Source organism: Glycomyces sp. NPDC047010, from assembly GCF_040644205.1.
GTDB lineage: Bacteria > Actinomycetota > Actinomycetes > Mycobacteriales > Micromonosporaceae > Glycomyces.
Map to the genome: position 1 here is coordinate 206,554 of NZ_JBEYVY010000010.1, position 14,996 is coordinate 221,549.

Annotated in this window: 13 protein-coding genes and 1 pseudogene; 9 read left to right on the top strand and 5 right to left on the bottom strand. The window is 72.3% G+C overall.

Annotated elements, in window-relative coordinates; genetic code table 11:
• The first annotated feature begins 455 nt into the window (after nucleotides 1-455).
• Nucleotides 456-1,487 (top strand): SIS domain-containing protein, encoded by a 1,032-nt coding sequence (locus tag AB0A65_RS20615; RefSeq protein ID WP_359953495.1) that lies wholly within the window; start codon nucleotides 456-458, stop codon nucleotides 1,485-1,487.
• Between the two features lie 81 nt (nucleotides 1,488-1,568).
• On the top strand, nucleotides 1,569-2,798 hold the full coding sequence (locus AB0A65_RS20620) for a hypothetical protein (protein ID WP_359953390.1): 1,230 nt from the start codon (nucleotides 1,569-1,571) through the stop codon (nucleotides 2,796-2,798).
• Between the two features lie 216 nt (nucleotides 2,799-3,014).
• Here the strand turns inward: AB0A65_RS20620 and dprA are convergent, their stop codons facing one another.
• The 4 genes and pseudogenes from dprA to AB0A65_RS20640 all read right to left on the bottom strand — a co-directional run bounded on the left by dprA (nucleotide 3,015) and on the right by AB0A65_RS20640 (nucleotide 6,702).
• Nucleotides 3,015-4,178: a DNA-processing protein DprA gene (dprA, locus tag AB0A65_RS20625; protein WP_359953391.1), complete on the bottom strand. Its 1,164-nt coding sequence runs from the start codon at nucleotides 4,176-4,178 to the stop codon at nucleotides 3,015-3,017.
• 37 nt (nucleotides 4,179-4,215) lie between these two features.
• Entirely contained in the window at nucleotides 4,216-5,757 is a 1,542-nt protein-coding gene (locus AB0A65_RS20630; RefSeq protein ID WP_359953392.1) for a YifB family Mg chelatase-like AAA ATPase, read from the bottom strand.
• A gap of 19 nt (nucleotides 5,758-5,776) precedes the next feature.
• Nucleotides 5,777-6,145: pseudogene (locus tag AB0A65_RS20635) on the bottom strand (YraN family protein); the annotation flags it as partial.
• Nucleotides 6,142-6,702, bottom strand: coding sequence for a M23 family metallopeptidase (locus AB0A65_RS20640; RefSeq protein ID WP_359953394.1), 561 nt, complete (start codon nucleotides 6,700-6,702; stop codon nucleotides 6,142-6,144). The gene AB0A65_RS20640 and the pseudogene AB0A65_RS20635, both read right to left, overlap by 4 nt.
• 375 nt (nucleotides 6,703-7,077) lie before the next feature.
• Here AB0A65_RS20640 and rpsB point away from each other — a divergent pair, with 375 nt between their 5' ends.
• The 7 genes from rpsB to AB0A65_RS20675 all read left to right on the top strand — a co-directional run bounded on the left by rpsB (nucleotide 7,078) and on the right by AB0A65_RS20675 (nucleotide 14,646).
• The gene (gene rpsB, locus AB0A65_RS20645; RefSeq protein WP_359953396.1) at nucleotides 7,078-7,923 is read left to right on the top strand and encodes a 30S ribosomal protein S2; all 846 of its coding nucleotides are present in this window, start codon (nucleotides 7,078-7,080) and stop codon (nucleotides 7,921-7,923) included.
• A gap of 32 nt (nucleotides 7,924-7,955) precedes the next feature.
• Nucleotides 7,956-8,768 (top strand): translation elongation factor Ts, encoded by an 813-nt coding sequence (tsf, locus tag AB0A65_RS20650; RefSeq protein ID WP_359953398.1) that lies wholly within the window; start codon nucleotides 7,956-7,958, stop codon nucleotides 8,766-8,768.
• A gap of 81 nt (nucleotides 8,769-8,849) precedes the next feature.
• Nucleotides 8,850-9,641, top strand: coding sequence for a UMP kinase (pyrH, locus tag AB0A65_RS20655; RefSeq protein WP_359953400.1), 792 nt, complete (start codon nucleotides 8,850-8,852; stop codon nucleotides 9,639-9,641).
• A 113-nt stretch (nucleotides 9,642-9,754) separates the two neighbouring features.
• The gene (frr, locus tag AB0A65_RS20660; protein WP_359953402.1) at nucleotides 9,755-10,312 is read left to right on the top strand and encodes a ribosome recycling factor; all 558 of its coding nucleotides are present in this window, start codon (nucleotides 9,755-9,757) and stop codon (nucleotides 10,310-10,312) included.
• On the top strand, nucleotides 10,312-11,241 hold the full coding sequence (locus tag AB0A65_RS20665; protein ID WP_359953404.1) for a phosphatidate cytidylyltransferase: 930 nt from the start codon (nucleotides 10,312-10,314) through the stop codon (nucleotides 11,239-11,241). The genes frr and AB0A65_RS20665 overlap by 1 nt, the downstream gene beginning before the upstream one ends.
• Nucleotides 11,242-11,341: 100 nt before the next feature.
• Nucleotides 11,342-12,490, top strand: a complete 1,149-nt coding sequence (rlmN, locus tag AB0A65_RS20670) for a 23S rRNA (adenine(2503)-C(2))-methyltransferase RlmN (RefSeq protein WP_359953406.1) — start codon at nucleotides 11,342-11,344, stop codon at nucleotides 12,488-12,490.
• Nucleotides 12,491-12,510: 20 nt separating this feature from the next.
• Entirely contained in the window at nucleotides 12,511-14,646 is a 2,136-nt protein-coding gene (locus tag AB0A65_RS20675; protein ID WP_359953408.1) for a DivIVA domain-containing protein, read from the top strand.
• A gap of 60 nt (nucleotides 14,647-14,706) precedes the next feature.
• Here AB0A65_RS20675 and AB0A65_RS20680 read toward each other — a convergent pair whose 3' ends face one another.
• Nucleotides 14,707-14,925 (bottom strand): DUF2631 domain-containing protein, encoded by a 219-nt coding sequence (locus AB0A65_RS20680; RefSeq protein ID WP_359953410.1) that lies wholly within the window; start codon nucleotides 14,923-14,925, stop codon nucleotides 14,707-14,709.
• Between the last annotated feature and the right edge of the window lie 71 nt (nucleotides 14,926-14,996).

Below are 14,996 nucleotides of genomic sequence, written 5' to 3' on the forward strand. Positions count from 1 at the left end.
TCGTTCTTGTCCGGTGCGGCCAGTGCCATCGCGGGGCAGTCGCGGCCACGGCCGCCTGCCCCGCCAAGCGCTAGCTGTTCGGCCGCTTCCCGTGGTTCGCGGCCTTCTTCTTACGCGACTTGCGCTTGCGGGCTGCTTTCGCCATGGCTTCCTCCTCGGTGGTCGGGAATTCAGTGGGTCAACCTTACCGGTACCTGCGCGACCGTCCGGAGGGCGTTGACGACGGGGTGAAATCGACGGACCCTTGGGTGGTGTGCGAAGGGCTCCCGCCCGGTCCGCGGGAAGCCCCGGCGGCGGTGGACGACCCTGGCGCGCGTGGACTAGGCTTCATTTTGAAGGTTTGTTTAATATTTACTGCGGTACCCAGGCGGTACACACCCGACAAGGAGCGACCCGTGAACCAGCCCCAGGCCGGCGCCCCCGACACCACCGGCGACGAGCAGCCCGGTGTCGGCATGGCCGCCGACATCGCCGAGCAGCCCGGCGTCTACGCCGACGTGCTCGACCACGGCACCGCCGAGATCGCCCGCATCGCCGCCGTCATCGCCGAGCGACGCCCCCGCTCCATCGTGTTCACCGCCCGCGGCACCTCCGACCACGCCGCGCTCTACGCCGCCTACCTCACCGAGATCCGCCTCGGCCTCCCCGCGAGCCTCGCCAGCCCCTCCGTCGTCACCGTCTACGACGCCCGCCCCGACTGGTCCGACAGCCTCGTCATCGCCGTCTCCCAGTCCGGCGGCTCCCCCGACCTCGCCCAGGTCGTCGCCGCGGCCCGCGCGGGCGGCGCCCTCACCCTCGCCGTCACCAACAACCCCGGCTCCCGCCTCGCCAACGAGGCCGAACTCCACCTCGACGTCCGCGCCGGACACGAGCGCGCCGTCGCCGCCACCAAGACCTACACCGCGGAACTCCTCACCCTCCTGCTCCTCATCGAGGGCATCCGCACCGGCACCGGCCGCCTCGACGCCGCCGAGGCCGCCGCCCTCGACAAGCTCCCCGAGCTCGCCCAGAGCGTCCTCGACGACCCCGGCGCCGCCGAACTCGCCGGCCGCTACCGCTTCGCCTCCCGCTTCGTCACCACCGGCCGCGGCTACGCCTACCCCACCGCCCGCGAGACCGCCCTCAAGCTCATGGAGACCTCCTACCTCCCCTCCCTCGCGTTCTCCGGCGCCGACCTCCTCCACGGCCCCCTCGCCATGGCCGACCCCGGCGTCCCCGTCCTCGCCGTCGTCGGCTCCGGCCCCGGCGGCCACGCCATGTGGAACGTCCTCACCCGCCTTGAGAAGCAGCGCGCCGACGTCGTCATCGTCGGCGCCGCCGACGTCCCCGGCCAGACCGCCCGCCTCGCCACCCCCGCCGTCGACGAGCGCATCGCCGCCCTCCTCGACATCCTTCCGCTGCAACGCCTCGCGCTCCACCTTGCAATTGAACGGGGCGAGAACCCCGACGCCCCAAGGGGTCTCAAAAAGGTCACGGAGACGGTGTGATCCCAGCTCCGAAGGGCCGCGGAAGCTGCTGTTCACCTTCGGTTCACCGAGACGTTCACCCGCCTCCGTACACTCAGCGTCATGCAGGCCCCACCTGCCGCGCAGACCGGCATCACCGAGATCGTCTGGCATGACAGGCGATACCGGGCCCGTGCGGCCGCCGGAGGCGCCGCATTCGAGATCTATTCGGACACTTCGGAACCCGGGTTCCAACCCGCCGGCGCCAACTTCCACCGGTTCGTCCACGCCTCCGAAGTGACCAGCTCCGGCGGGGAGATGCTCCTCGCCGGCGTCGCACCCCTGGCGATCCCGGTCATGCCCGGGATCACCGCCTCCACAGTGCACCAGTACAGCCAGAACCCCCGCATCGGCCCCGCCGAGCGAGCCCTCGTCTCCGCCACCCGCGCCACCGCCTTCATCACCCCCGGCACCCGCATGGTCAAGCCCCTCAGCCGCCACCAGGTCGCCCGCCAGCTCACCTCCGCGCCCCTCGTCAGCGGCCTCTGCTTCCGCGAGTTCGACGTCGCCCACCTCCGCTTCCCCGGCGACCGCATCGTCCTCTCCGGCGATCCCGACGACGTCCGCGACCTCGCCTTCGGCCTGCGCTGGCGCGCCATCGGCCCCGCCGACTACACCAGCAGCGAACTCGTCAATTACCCCGGCCTCGTCGGCATCCCCGGCCGCGAACGGCGCGGCTCGATGGTCCTCGGCACCGGCTTCCTCCCCAGCGGCACCCACCTCATCGCCGAGTTCACCACCGCCGGCCTCGCCGACCTCCCGCTCTCCGCGCGCGCCGAGATCCTCGCGTACACCCCCGACGGCGCCGAGATCGCCCTGTTCCAGTACCAGCCCCAGACCAACGTCTGGAACCGCGTCGCCGGAGCCCGCCACCGCGACCTCGTCAACCGCATCCCCGGCCTCGAAACCGGCCGCACCCTCTTCCGCGTCAACCCCTCCGTCCACGCCGGACTCACCGGCGAGCACGAAGGCGAACGCGTCCCCATCACCGCCGACCCCGGCCACGGCTTCCACGCCTACGCCCGCGGCGCCGCCAGCCGCAGCCCCGTCACCGCCCCGCGCCGCTTCCACACCCGCGCGCGCTGGCGCGACACCGAGGTCCTCGCCCTCGGCCGCAACGAGGACTGGGTCCGCCTGCGCCTCAGCCAACCCGACATCGAGGCGATCATGGCCGCCGACGCCACCTGCGTCGAACGCGGCGTCTACGAATGCTGGGCCCCCCTCGCCGAACTCGAAGACCCCCGCACCGTCCTCACCGAGTACCCCGTCCCCCCAGCCCCGCCGATCCCCTAACGCGAAACATCTTTGGGGCCCCTCCCCCCCGCCCCCACCCCTCCCACCCGTCGTTTTCGGACGCGGTGCACCGCGTGTTGGCCAATCGCGCCCGGGCGCGTTCGGTCGGGCTGCGGCCGTTGCGGCCGGAGCGGGACCGGTGGTGAGTCCGGGTCTTCGGGCGGGGCTCGGATTCTGGTGATGGTGGGCTCCTTTCTGTCGCAGGCGGTCAGCGGATCAGGGGTGCTGGTTTCTGGCGAGGCGCCAGCGGTCGTCTATCCGGTCGACCCAGCGCATCCGCTGGAGGCGGTGGAGCGTCTCCGCGGCGATGTCGGTCGGGAGGCCAGCAGCGGCGGCGAGACGCGCGGTGTCCACGACATAGCCGCGGGGGAGCGACTCCACCAGCCGGGCCTCGATCTCCGTGAGGCGGTCGAGCGGGCGGCGCTGTGGCGGCGGGGCGCTGGCCAGCGGGCCGCCGATGCCCGTGACGTCCTCGATGACCTCCTCGGCGCAGGTGACCAGGCGGGCCTCCCACGGCTCCCTGGCGAGGCGGTGGACGCCGATCGACTGGGACGAGGTCACCGGGCCCGGCGTGAACATCAGGACCCGCCCGAGCTCGGCCGCATAGCGGGCCGTGTTCCTCGCCCCGGAGCGGTCGGCCGCCTCGACGACCACTGTCCCCGCGGTGAGCGCGGCGATCACCCGGTTCCGGGTCAGGAAGCGGTGCTTCATCGCGGTGGAGCCGGGCGGCCATTCGGACAGGAGCATGCCCTGCTCGGCGATCATGTTGAACATCGAGTGGTTCGCCTTGGGGTAGGGCATCTCCAGGCCGCAGGCGAGCACGGCGATCGTGGCGCCGCCCCGCGCGAGCGAGCCGAGGTGGGCCGCCCGGTCGATGCCCAGGGCGCCGCCGGAGACGACCGTCCAGCCCGAGGAGGTCAGGTCCGCGGCCAGGTCGTCGGCGAGATGCTGTCCGTATTCGCTTGCGGCCCTTGAACCGACGATCGCCACCGAGCGGGCGCAGAGCTCCGCGAGGTCGTGCGGGCCCTTGACCCACAGGCAGCGCGGCGGCCGCACATGCGGCTCGTCGGCGTCGCAGACCAGGCTGAGGTCCCGGAGCTGCTCCGGCCAGTCCGGTTCGCCCGGGATCAGGACCCGCGCTCCGGCGGCCGCGGTCGCGGCGGCGATCTGGTCGGCCCGGTCGGCCGGGTCCGGGGTGCAGGAGACCGCGGCGCTGGTGAGGCGGTGGAGGCGTTCGGGGACGTCGCCCTCCCAGATGCGCTTCACCGCCTCGATCGGGCCGGTCTCGGCCAGGAGGTCGTCGAGTTCGCCGTCTCCGGGCTCGATGAGCTCGGACAGCATCATCAGCGCCCGGCGGTCGTCGTTCGGCAGGTTGGTCACGGGTTCCCCCTCGTCGCTCGTCCATCACTCGGTCGGTTCAGCGGATCGAGTAGCCCAGGCGCAGTTCGCTCGCCTCGGCCACGTCGTCCGCGGTCGGGCCGTCGTGCTCCCGCAGGTCCGCGATCGTCCACGCCAGCTTCAGAATGCGGTCGTAGCCGCGGGCCGTGATCCGCTCCTTCATGAGCAGGTCGTCCGCGTACCTGCGGACCTGCGCCGGGAGCCGCCACGCCGCAGAACGGAGTGTCGGACCCGGGACCTCGCTGTTCAGGCCCCAGGACTCGCCCGCCTCCGCCCACCGGGCCGCTGCCGCCTCACGGGCCCGCAGGACCCGCTTTGCCACCGAGCCCGACGGCTCGGCCTCCGTGAGGTCGGTCAGGATCGCCGAGGGCGGGACCGGCGGCAGGTTGACCCTGAGGTCGATGCGGTCGAGCAGCGGCCGAGAGATGCGGGTCAGGTAGCTGCGGCGCTTCAGCGGCGGGCAGGTGCAGTCGACCGGCTTGTTCGGTGCGCAGGCGCACGGGTTCGCGGCCAGCACGAGCGTCACCTTGGCCGGGTAGCGGATCGCGGTGTTCGCCCTCCTGATGTGGACCTCCCCGCTCTCCAGCGGCTGGCGCAGCGAGTCGAGCACCGAGCGGGGCCATTCGGGGGCCTCGTCGATGAAGAGCACGCCGCGGTGGGCCAGCGCGAGGGAGCCGGGTCCGATGACGCCGGTGCCGCCGCCGACCAGGGCCTGCATGGTGATCGAGTGGTGCGGGGCCTCGAACGGGGCGTGGTGGATCAGCGCGGCCGCGCCGCCGGTGAACCGGCCGCGGAGCGAGTGGAGCGAGGTCACCTCCACGGCTTCGGCGTCGGAGAGCGGCGGCAGGATCGACGGGAGGCGCTCGGCCAGCATTGTCTTTCCGGCTCCGGGAGGACCCACCATGAGCATGTGGTGGCCTCCGGCGGCGGCGATCTCCAAGGCGCGCCTGGCGAGCGGTTGGCCGCGGACGTCGGCGAGGTCGGGGAGGCGCGGCGGCGCTGGCTCGGGCGGGCGGGGGACCGGGTCGAGGGGGGTCTGGCCGAAGATCCAGGCGACGAGGGTGGCGAGGTCGGGCGGGGCGAGGATCGTCAGGCCCGCGACGATCGACGCCTCGGCGGCGTTCTCGGGGGCGACGATCGCGGTGCACAGGCCGCTGCGGCGGGCCTCCATGAGCGCGGGGAGCGTGCCGGGGACCGGGCGGAGGCTGCCGTCGAGACCGAGTTCGGCCAGGAGGACGGTGTCGGCGAGGCGTTCTACGGGGAGGAGGTCGTCGGCGCACATGATCGTGACGGCGAGGGCCAGGTCGGCGGCGGAGCCGGTGGTGGGGACCGAGGCCGGTGCGAAGTTGACGCTGATCGACTTGTCCGGGAAGCGGAGCGCGGAGTTCGCCATCGCGGAGCGGACGCGGGTCTGGGCCTGGTTGACGACGCTGTCGGGCAGGCCGGACATGCGGACCGTGTCGGCTCCTTTGGAGGAGGACTTGAAGACCGAGGCTTCGACGGTCACGGTGACCGATGCGGCGCCGATGGTGCAGACGGTGTTGGTTCGGGCGTAACCCACGGCGTTCTCCTCTGCGGTGTTCGAGTGCGAGCTGCGTTGCGCCCGTGACGGTGAGGGCGAGCCGGTCGATGCGCCAGGGCTGGTCGGGGCGGCAGTGCGCTCGCAGCCAGGTGCGGGCGAGGCGTTCGACGCGGTGGAGTTTCTCGCCGTCGACGGCGCCGAGCGGGCCGCCGAAGCGGTCGGAGCGGCGGGTCTTCACCTCGCAGACGACGACGGTGTCGGCGGCGCGGGCGACGAGGTCGAGTTCGCCGGTGCGGTGGCGCCAGTTGCGGGCGAGGATCTGCATGCGGTGGCGTTGCAGGTGCGCGGCCGCGAGCCGTTCGCCGAGGCGGCCGAGCTCATGCGGGCGGAGGCGCCGCAGGTCGATCCCGGTGGCCGCGGCGGTCATGACCCGGCCCCTGCGGTGAGGGGCGCGGCGTGGGGGCGGCCGGGGCGGGGGAGGAGCCGGACCTTGCCGTTGCCGAACAGGAGCATCGGGTCGAGGTAGCGGAGGCCGCGTTTGAGGCCGAGGTGGAGGCAGGTTGACGTCCCGCAGGAGGCGTGGCCGGGTTGAAGGGTGCCGATCGGCTGGCCCGCGGTGACGGTCTCGCCCGCGGCGACCGAGGGTTCGACCGGCTCGTAGGTGGTGCGCAGGCCGTTCGCGTGGGCGATGCTCACCACGCCGCGTCCGGCGAGGTCGCCGGCGTAGACCACGTGCCCCGACCCGGCGGCGACCACGGTTCGGGCGTCCGCCGCGGCGAGGTCGACGCCGCGGTGCCCCGGGAGCCAGGGGAGCGGCGGCGGGTCGAAGCCGGTGCGGAGGTCGAGGTCCCCGGTAGGCGGGACCCACCCGGCCGAGGCGGCCGGTTGGTCCTCCGCGGCGGCGGCCGGTGCGGCGGGTGCCGCCGCGGTGAGGATCACGGTGGTGATGAGGCCGATGACGATCGCGTGATGTAGTTGGCGCATGACTCAAGGTTGGGACGGGTGCCCGGAATCGTCCAGAAAAATCTTTTGCGCCTGTGGATAACTCGTTCGTCCTGGTCGGCGCATTGCGTCTGTCACTGCGGTCCACCGCCTCGACGGCGTTCCCGCGGGTCCAAGTACACTGATCAAAGCGGTACGGCACCACTGTGCGCCGAACCGACTTCGCGCGTTCGTCGCGGCCCGACCTCCATCGCCCGCTCGGTGTCCGAGCAGTTGCGGTGGCGCGGTCCGGCCCTCGCGATCCCCCAGGTCCGGGTCCTTCCCGGTTGCGGATCGCCGGAGACGGGCGCCAGGCGCGGGACGCCCGGACTTCGGGCGGCTCCCGCGAATGAACCAGGGAACGAAAGGAATACAACCGTGTCGGTTGTCACCATGCGCCAGCTGCTCGAAAGCGGCGTGCACTTCGGTCACCAGACCCGTCGCTGGAACCCGAAGATGAAGCGGTTCATCCTCACCGACCGCAACGGCATCTACGTGATCGACCTGCGCCAGACGGTGGACTACGCCTCCAAGGCCCACGACTTCGTCAAGAACGTCGTCGCCGAGGGCGGCGAGATCCTCTTCGTCGGCACCAAGAAGCAGGCCCAGGAGGCCGTCTCCGAGCAGGCCCAGCGCGTCGGGATGCCCTTCGTGAACCACCGCTGGCTCGGCGGCATGCTCACGAACTTCCAGACGATCCAGAAGCGCCTCATGCGCCTCAAGGAGCTGGAGATCATCGAGGCCAACGGTGCGGCCAACCGCACCAAGAAGGAAATGCTCCAGCTCATGCGGGAGAAGGACAAGCTCGACCGCACCCTCGGCGGCCTCCGCGACATGGAGAAGGTCCCCGCGGCGATCTGGATCGTGGACACCAAGAAGGAGCACATCGCCGTCGACGAGGCGCGCAAGCTCCACATCCCCGTCGTCGCGATCCTCGACACCAACTGCGACCCCGACGAGGTCGACTTCCCGATCCCCGGCAACGACGACGCGATCCGCTCCGTCGCCCTGCTGACCAAGATCATCGCCGACGGCGCCGCTGAGGGCCTCCTGGCCCGCTCCGGCGGCCAGGCCGGCGAGAAGGCCGAGGGCGAGCCCCTCGCCGAGTGGGAGAAGGAGCTCCTCGTCGAGGACAAGCCCGCCGAGGCTCCCGCCGCCGAAGCCCCGGCCGCTGAGGCCCCGGCCGCCGCGCCCGAGGCGACCGAGCAGCCCTCCGCCGAGTAATCGATCCCAGACGAGAAGTAAGAAGGGGAGCAATGGCCAACTTCACGATGGCTGACGTCAAGAAGCTCCGGGAAGCCACCGGCTCCGGGATGATGGACGTCAAGAAGGCCCTCGAAGCGGCTGACGGCGACTACGAGACCGCGCTTGAGGCCCTGCGCATCAAGGGCGCCAAGGACGTGGGCAAGCGCGCCGAGCGCACCACCGCCCAGGGCCTCGTGGCCGAGTCCGGCAACACCATCCTCGAACTGCTGTGCGAGACCGACTTCGTCGCCAAGAACGGCGCGTTCATCGAGCTCGCGCAGACCCTGGTGGAGCGGGCCGACCAGGTCCGCCCCGTCGACGGGACCGCGTTCGCGCAGACCGAGCTCAACGGCAAGACCGTCGCCGAGGTCATCGCCGAGGAGTCGGTGAAGCTCGGCGAGAAGCTGGCCCTGGGCCGCGTCGGCTCGCTGGAGGGCGAGGTCTCGGTGTACATGCACCGCAAGTCCGCCGACCTCCCGCCGGCCGTCGGCATCCTCGTCTCCTACACCGGTGACGCCGAGGCCGCCCGCCAGGCCGGCATGCAGGCCGCCGCGATGCGGCCGAAGTACCTCACCAGCGACGAGGTCCCCGCGGAGATCGTGGAGACCGAGAAGCGCGTCGCCCTGGAGACCGCCAAGGAAGAGAACAAGCCCGAGCGGGCCTGGGACAAGATCGTGGAAGGCAAGGTCAACGCCTACTACCGCGACTTCGTCCTCCTCGACCAGACCTCGGTCCTCGACAACAAGAAGACCGTGCGACAGGTGCTGGCCGACGCCGGCACCGAGGTCACCGGCTTCATCCGCTTCGAAGTCGGCCAGGAGTAGCGGGTAGTCCGCAGGCGCGGACTACACTGGCTCCAGCCGTGAGCATGAACGAGGCGGCGGCGCAGGCCGCCGCCTCGTTCCATGCCCGCACCACAGCACAGCAGCGGGCCGGACGGCCGCGAGGAAAGACAGAGCAGGGGAGAGCCCATGAGTCAAGCCACGTTCCGCAGGGTCGTGCTGAAGCTGTCCGGTGAGTCCTTCGGCGGCGGTTCCGTCGGCGTCGACCCCGACGTCGTCCAGGGCGTCGCCCGGCAGATCGCCGCGGGCGTGGCCGCGGGCGTCCAGGTGGCCGTGGTCGTCGGCGGCGGGAACTTCTTCCGCGGCGCCGAGCTCCAGCGCCGCGGCATGGAGCGCGCCCGCGCCGACTACATGGGCATGCTCGGCACCGTCATGAACTGCCTCGCCCTCCAGGACTTCCTGGAGAAGGAGGGCGTCGACACGCGCGTCCAGACCGCCATCGCCATGGCCCAGGTCGCCGAGGCGTACCTGCCGCTGCGCGCCATCCGCCACCTGGAGAAGGGCCGCGTCGTCATCTTCGGCGCCGGCGCCGGCATGCCGTACTTCTCCACCGACACCGTCGCCGCCCAGCGCGCCCTGGAGATCGGCGCGCAGGAGGTCCTGGTGTCCAAGAACGGCGTCGACGCCGTCTACACCGCCGACCCCCGCACCGACCCCGACGCGCAGCGGCTCGACGACATCACCTTCGACGAGGCCCTCAAGCGCGAGCTCATGGTCGTCGACCAGGCCGCGTTCAGCCTCTGCAAGGACAACTCCCTCCCCATGCGCGTCTTCGGCGCCGACGACGACGGGAACCTGCGGCGCGCCATCGTCGGCGACCCCATCGGCACCCTCATCCACGCCGCCGCGGACTAGAACCAGCAGAAGCGGCGAACCCCGCGCCCGGGGACCTCCGCGCCACCGAGGACCCATGGCGGGACGGTACGGTCAGAAGTGCTGTCAGGCCGCGAGAGAATGCGAGTAGAACCGTGATTGACGACACCCTCCTCGAAGCCGAGGAGAAGATGGAGCGGGCCATCGAGCACGCCAAGGAGGAGTTCGCCGCGGTCCGCACCGGCCGCGCCTCCTCCGCCATGTTCAACCGGATCACCGTCGACTACTACGGTGCGCCCACTCCCATCCCGCAGGTCGCCTCCATCGCGATCCCCGAGCCGCGCATGGTCATCGTCAAGCCCTTCGACTCCTCCCAGATGAAGGACATCGAAGACGCCATCCGCAACTCCAACCTCGGTGTGAACCCCTCCAACGAGGGCACCCAGCTGCGGCTGAACCTGCCCCCCATGACCGAGGAGCGGCGCCGCGAGATGATCAAGGTCGTCCGCACCAAGGGCGAGGACACCAAGATCGCCATCCGCAACGTCCGCCGCAAGGCCAAGGACGAGATCGGCAAGTTCGTCAAGGACGGCGAGGTCTCCGAGGACGAGGGCCGCTCCGGCGAGAAGGAGCTCGACGACCTGACCGGCCGCTTCACCGGCCACGTCGACGACCTCGTCAGCGCCAAAGAGTCCGAGCTGCTCGAGATCTGATGAGCACGATTCCCGACGGTTCGCCCGGCCGTCGCCCCCACCCGTCTCCCGACGGGCCCGGGAGCGGGCCCGGCACCGCCGAGACGGCCCCCGCGTCCCGGCCCAAGGCCGGACGCAACCTCCCCGTCGCCATCGGCGCCGGGCTCGGCATGGCCGCGGTCGTCATCGCCTCGGTCCTCATCCAGCCGATGGCCTTCCTCGTCCTCGCCGTCGTCGCCGTCGGCGTCGCCTGCTGGGAGACCGGCACCGCGATGCGCAAGGGCGGCAAGAACGTCCCCGTGATCCCGCTCGCGGCCGCCGGGGTCCTCATCGTGGTCCTCGCCTGGTTCGGCGGGGCCACCGGCCTGCTCCTGGGCACCGCCGTCAGCGTCGCCGCCCTGTACGTGTGGCGGCTCTCCGAGGGCGCCACCGGCTACCGCACCGACGTGCCCGCCGCGGCCCTCGTGCTCATCCAGGTCCCGTTCCTGGCCGGGTTCGTGATGCTCCTGGCGACCTCCGAGGCGTCGGAGGCCCGCCTCATCGACGGCGCCGCCGCGCAGGTCCTCATCTACCTGTTCGCGGTCGTCATGTCCGACACCGGCGGGTACACCGCCGGGGTGCTGTTCGGACGCCACCAGATGACGCCGCGCATCAGCCCCAAGAAGTCCTGGGAGGGCCTGGCCGGGTCCGTCGTGGCCGCCGCGCTCGGCGCCTCGATCACCCTCTGGGCGTTCTTCGGCGTGTCCTTCCCGCTGGGCGTGGCGTTCGGCGTGTGCGTCGCCCTTGCCGCTACGTTGGGGGACCTGTCCGTCTCGCTGCTGAAGCGGGACCTGGGCATCAAGGACATGAGCAATCTCATCCCCGGCCACGGCGGGGTGATGGACCGGCTCGACTCGATCCTCATGGTGGCCCCGGTGGCCTATGTGTGGTTCCGTTACCTGCTCGGGTGATGTGTCCTGATTGGTGTATCCGGTGAAGGAGGGCCCGGGGTGAATTCGACTATCCGGGGTTGGCGGGCCGCGGGCCTGTCATGCGAGACTAGGTCGTGACATGTCTGTAGCACTCACGTTGACCGAACCGCGCCCTCGCAAGGCCGCGCCACGGCACCTCGCCGACCTCGACCTGGCCGGGTGCCAGTCCGTCCTCTCCGAGATCGGGCAGCCCGCCTTCCGCGCCAAGCAGCTGCGCCAGCAGTACTTCGGCCGCCACGTCGGCGACGCCTCCCAGATGACCGACCTCCCCGCCGCCGCCCGCGAGGCCATCGGCGAGGCGCTGCTCCCGCGGCTCCTCCAGCCGATCCGCGTCGACTCGTGCGACGACGGGCGGACCGTCAAGGCGGTCTGGCGCCTGTACGACGGCGCACTGGTCGAATCGGTCATCATGGCCTACCCCGACCGGGTGACCGCCTGCGTGTCGTCGCAGGCCGGATGCGGCATGGCCTGCCCGTTCTGCGCCACCGGCCAGGGCGGCCTCGACCGGAACCTGACGACCGCCGAGATCGTCGACCAGGTCGTCAACGCCGCGCGCCTCGCCGAGGAGCGGGGCCTGGGCCGCCTCTCGAACATCGTCTTCATGGGCATGGGCGAGCCGCTCGCGAACTGGCCCCGCCTCAAGGCGGCGCTGCACCTCATCACGAAGCCGGTGCCCGACGGGATCGGGATCTCGGCCCGCAACGTCACCGTCTCCACCGTCGGCCTGGTGCCGACCATCGAGAAGCTCGCGGCGGAGGGCCTGCCGGTGCGCCTGGCGGTCTCCCTCCACGCGCCCGACGACGAGCTGCGCGACGAGCTCGTCCCCATCAACACCCGCTGGAAGGTCGCCGAGGTCCTCGGGGCGGCCTGGGAGTACGCTCGGGTGACGAAACGTCGCGTCTCGATCGAGTACGCGATGATCAGGGACGTGAACGACCAGCCGTGGCGGGCCGACCTGCTCGGGAAGCTCCTGAAGGGCAGACTGGTCCACGTCAACCTGATTCCCTTGAACCCCACGCCGGGGAGCCGGTGGGACGCGAGTCCCAAGCCGGTTGAGGCGGAGTTCGTGCGGCGGCTGCGGGATGCGGGCGTCTCCACGACGGTGCGCGATACGCGCGGCCAAGAGATCGACGGCGCTTGCGGGCAGCTGGCCGCTTCGGTACGGGAGGCCGGTACGCCCGGCCGCCCCGCTGCCGAGTCGCCCGGCGCCTCCGGCGCCGCGGAGTAGGCGGAAAGGGTGGCTTGGTAGTGGCGAGTCATGGTGACCGGTTCCGGCGCCGGGCGTTGAGCCGGGGCTACAAGGTCGATGAGGTCGACGCGTTCCTGGACCGCGTCGAGGCGACGCTCGCCGGTGAGCCGGTGGGCAGTCCCGTCTCGGCGGACGAGGTCGACGACGTCGTCTTCAGGGTCCGCTTCGGCGGATACGACGAGTGGCAGGTGGACGTCTACCTCGACCGGGTCGCGCGGCAGCTCGCCGAACTGGAGGAGCGCGGCGTCCTCGGATCCGCCCCCGCCCCCGACTACGGCAAGCCCGAGTCCGCCGCCCAGGGCCGCGGCTTCGACGAGCCCCCGATGCAGCAGGGCCCGGGTTCGCGGCGCGCCCCTGAGGTCCAGGCGACGCAGGTCATCCCCGCGCAGGAGATGATGGCCGCCCGCGAGATGGCCCCCCCGCCGCCCGCCCCCGAGCCGGTCGGCCGCGGCCGCGGCCCCGCCAGGGCCGCCCCCGGACCCTCCGACGACGAGGGCTTCGGCGACCTCCGCGGCGGCGACGACGAGGGCTTCGGCTTCCTCGCCGGTCCCCCCGGTGACGACTACGACGACCCGTTCGCGAAGCGCGGCGGCGCCCCCCGCGGCGGCCAGCAGGACTTCGGCGGCCAGGGCGGGCGCGGCGACTTCGGTCCGCGCGACGACTTCGGCGGCCCCCAGAACGACTTCGGCCCCCGCGACGACTTCGGGGGACCGCAGAACGACTTCGTGCCCCAGCAGCGCGACGACTTCGGCCCCGGGCCGGGCGACTTCGGCGGCCCCCAGAACGACTTCGGGCCCGGTCCCCGCGACGACTTCGGCCGCGACGACTTCCAGCAGCGGAGCCCCAACGGCGCCAACGGCTACGGCCCGCGCGGCGGCGGCCCCGAGGCGGGCGTCTACGGCGGCGGTGGCGGCGGAGGCGAGTACGGCTCGCCGCGCGGCCCCGAGCCGATGCGCGGCGACTTCGCGCCCCCGGCGCAGTCCGGTCCGCGCGCGGGCGGCCACGACGGCCCCCAGGCCGGGCCCCCGCACGGCGCCACCGAGCAGCTCCCGCTCCAGTCCGACCCGCGGCGCGGCGGCTTCGGCCCCGCCGACCAGCCGGGCGTGTACGGCCAGGGCCCGCGCCGCGGCGCCCCCGAGCCGCCGCCCGCCCCCGGGTTCGGCGCCGCCTACGACGACGAGTTCGGCGACACCGGCAGCCGCCGCGCGGCCCCGCCGCACCAGTCGCCGATGCAGCAGGGCCCGATGGGCCAGCCGCCGCACCAGACCGGTGCGATCCCGCGCGCCGACCGCTACGGCCAGCCCGAACCCGAGCCCATGCCGCCCGCGGCCCCGACCCAGGCGATTCCGCAGAACCTGGTCCAGGGCATGCAGCAGGGCGGCCCCATGGGCCGTCCCGAACCGCAGCAGCCCGAGCCCTACGGGGCCCCGCGCGGCCGCGAGTACGGGCAGCAGGGCGGCTTCGGCTCCCAGCCGCCGCAGCAGGAGGACACCGGTTACGGGCGCCGCGGCGGCGTCCCCAGCCCGCCCGTCCAGGGCGGCTTCGGGTCCCCGCACGAGCCCACGGGCGGCTTCGGGTCCCCGCACGAGCCCACCGGCGGCTTCGACCGCGGGCCGCAGCAGCACGAGCCCACGGGCGGCTTCGGCGGGCCTTCGGCCCCGCCGCCCGGCCCCGACCCGTCCGGCTTCGGAGGACCCGGTGGAGGGCCCGCCGGCGGACCGCCCCCCGGGCCCGGCCCGCGCGGCGCGGCCACCCCGCCGGACTTCGGCCGCCGCAACCCGTACGAGGGCCGCGGCGCCTTCGAGGCCCCCGGCCGCCACGGCCGGGAGGAGATGACCACGGAGATGCGGGCGTCGGACTCCCCCTTCACGCCCGACGACGTGCAGCGCCTCGAACAGCTCCGCCGCGCCTTCCAGCCGCGCCGCTTCGGCTCCGGGTACGACCCGAGCCAGGTGGACCAGATGTTCGACGCGGTCTCCGCGGCGATGACCGGCCGCAACCCGGTCCCGCTCTCGGACCGCGAGCTCGACACCAGCCAGTTCTCGCTAGTGCAGGGCGGCTACTTCGAGGCCGAAGTGGACTCCGCGCTCCGCGAGGTCCGCGAGATGTTCGCCCGCCGCGGCATGATGCACTGACGCGCAACGTGAAAGGGGCGGGGCCGCGAACGCGGCCCCGCCCCTTTCACGTCTCAAGCTCTAGCGCAGGCCCGCCTTGACGAGCGCCGCGTCGATGACCATGACGGCCAGCAGGACCGCGACCGTGATGAGGATGAACGCGTCCTCGACCCAGCCCTGGTGGTTGCCGAACAGGTACGCCAGGTTGATGACGATCGCGACGGTCAGCGCCGAGTAGAGGGCCTTGCGGCTGGTGGGCTTGCGCTGATCGGGCGAGAGAATCTGCTCTTCGGCAGCCATGCGGGTTCCTCCAACCGTTCGTTTGATCCCGCACAGTCTCCCACGCCACAAGCGTCGGCGCCCGGCCCCCG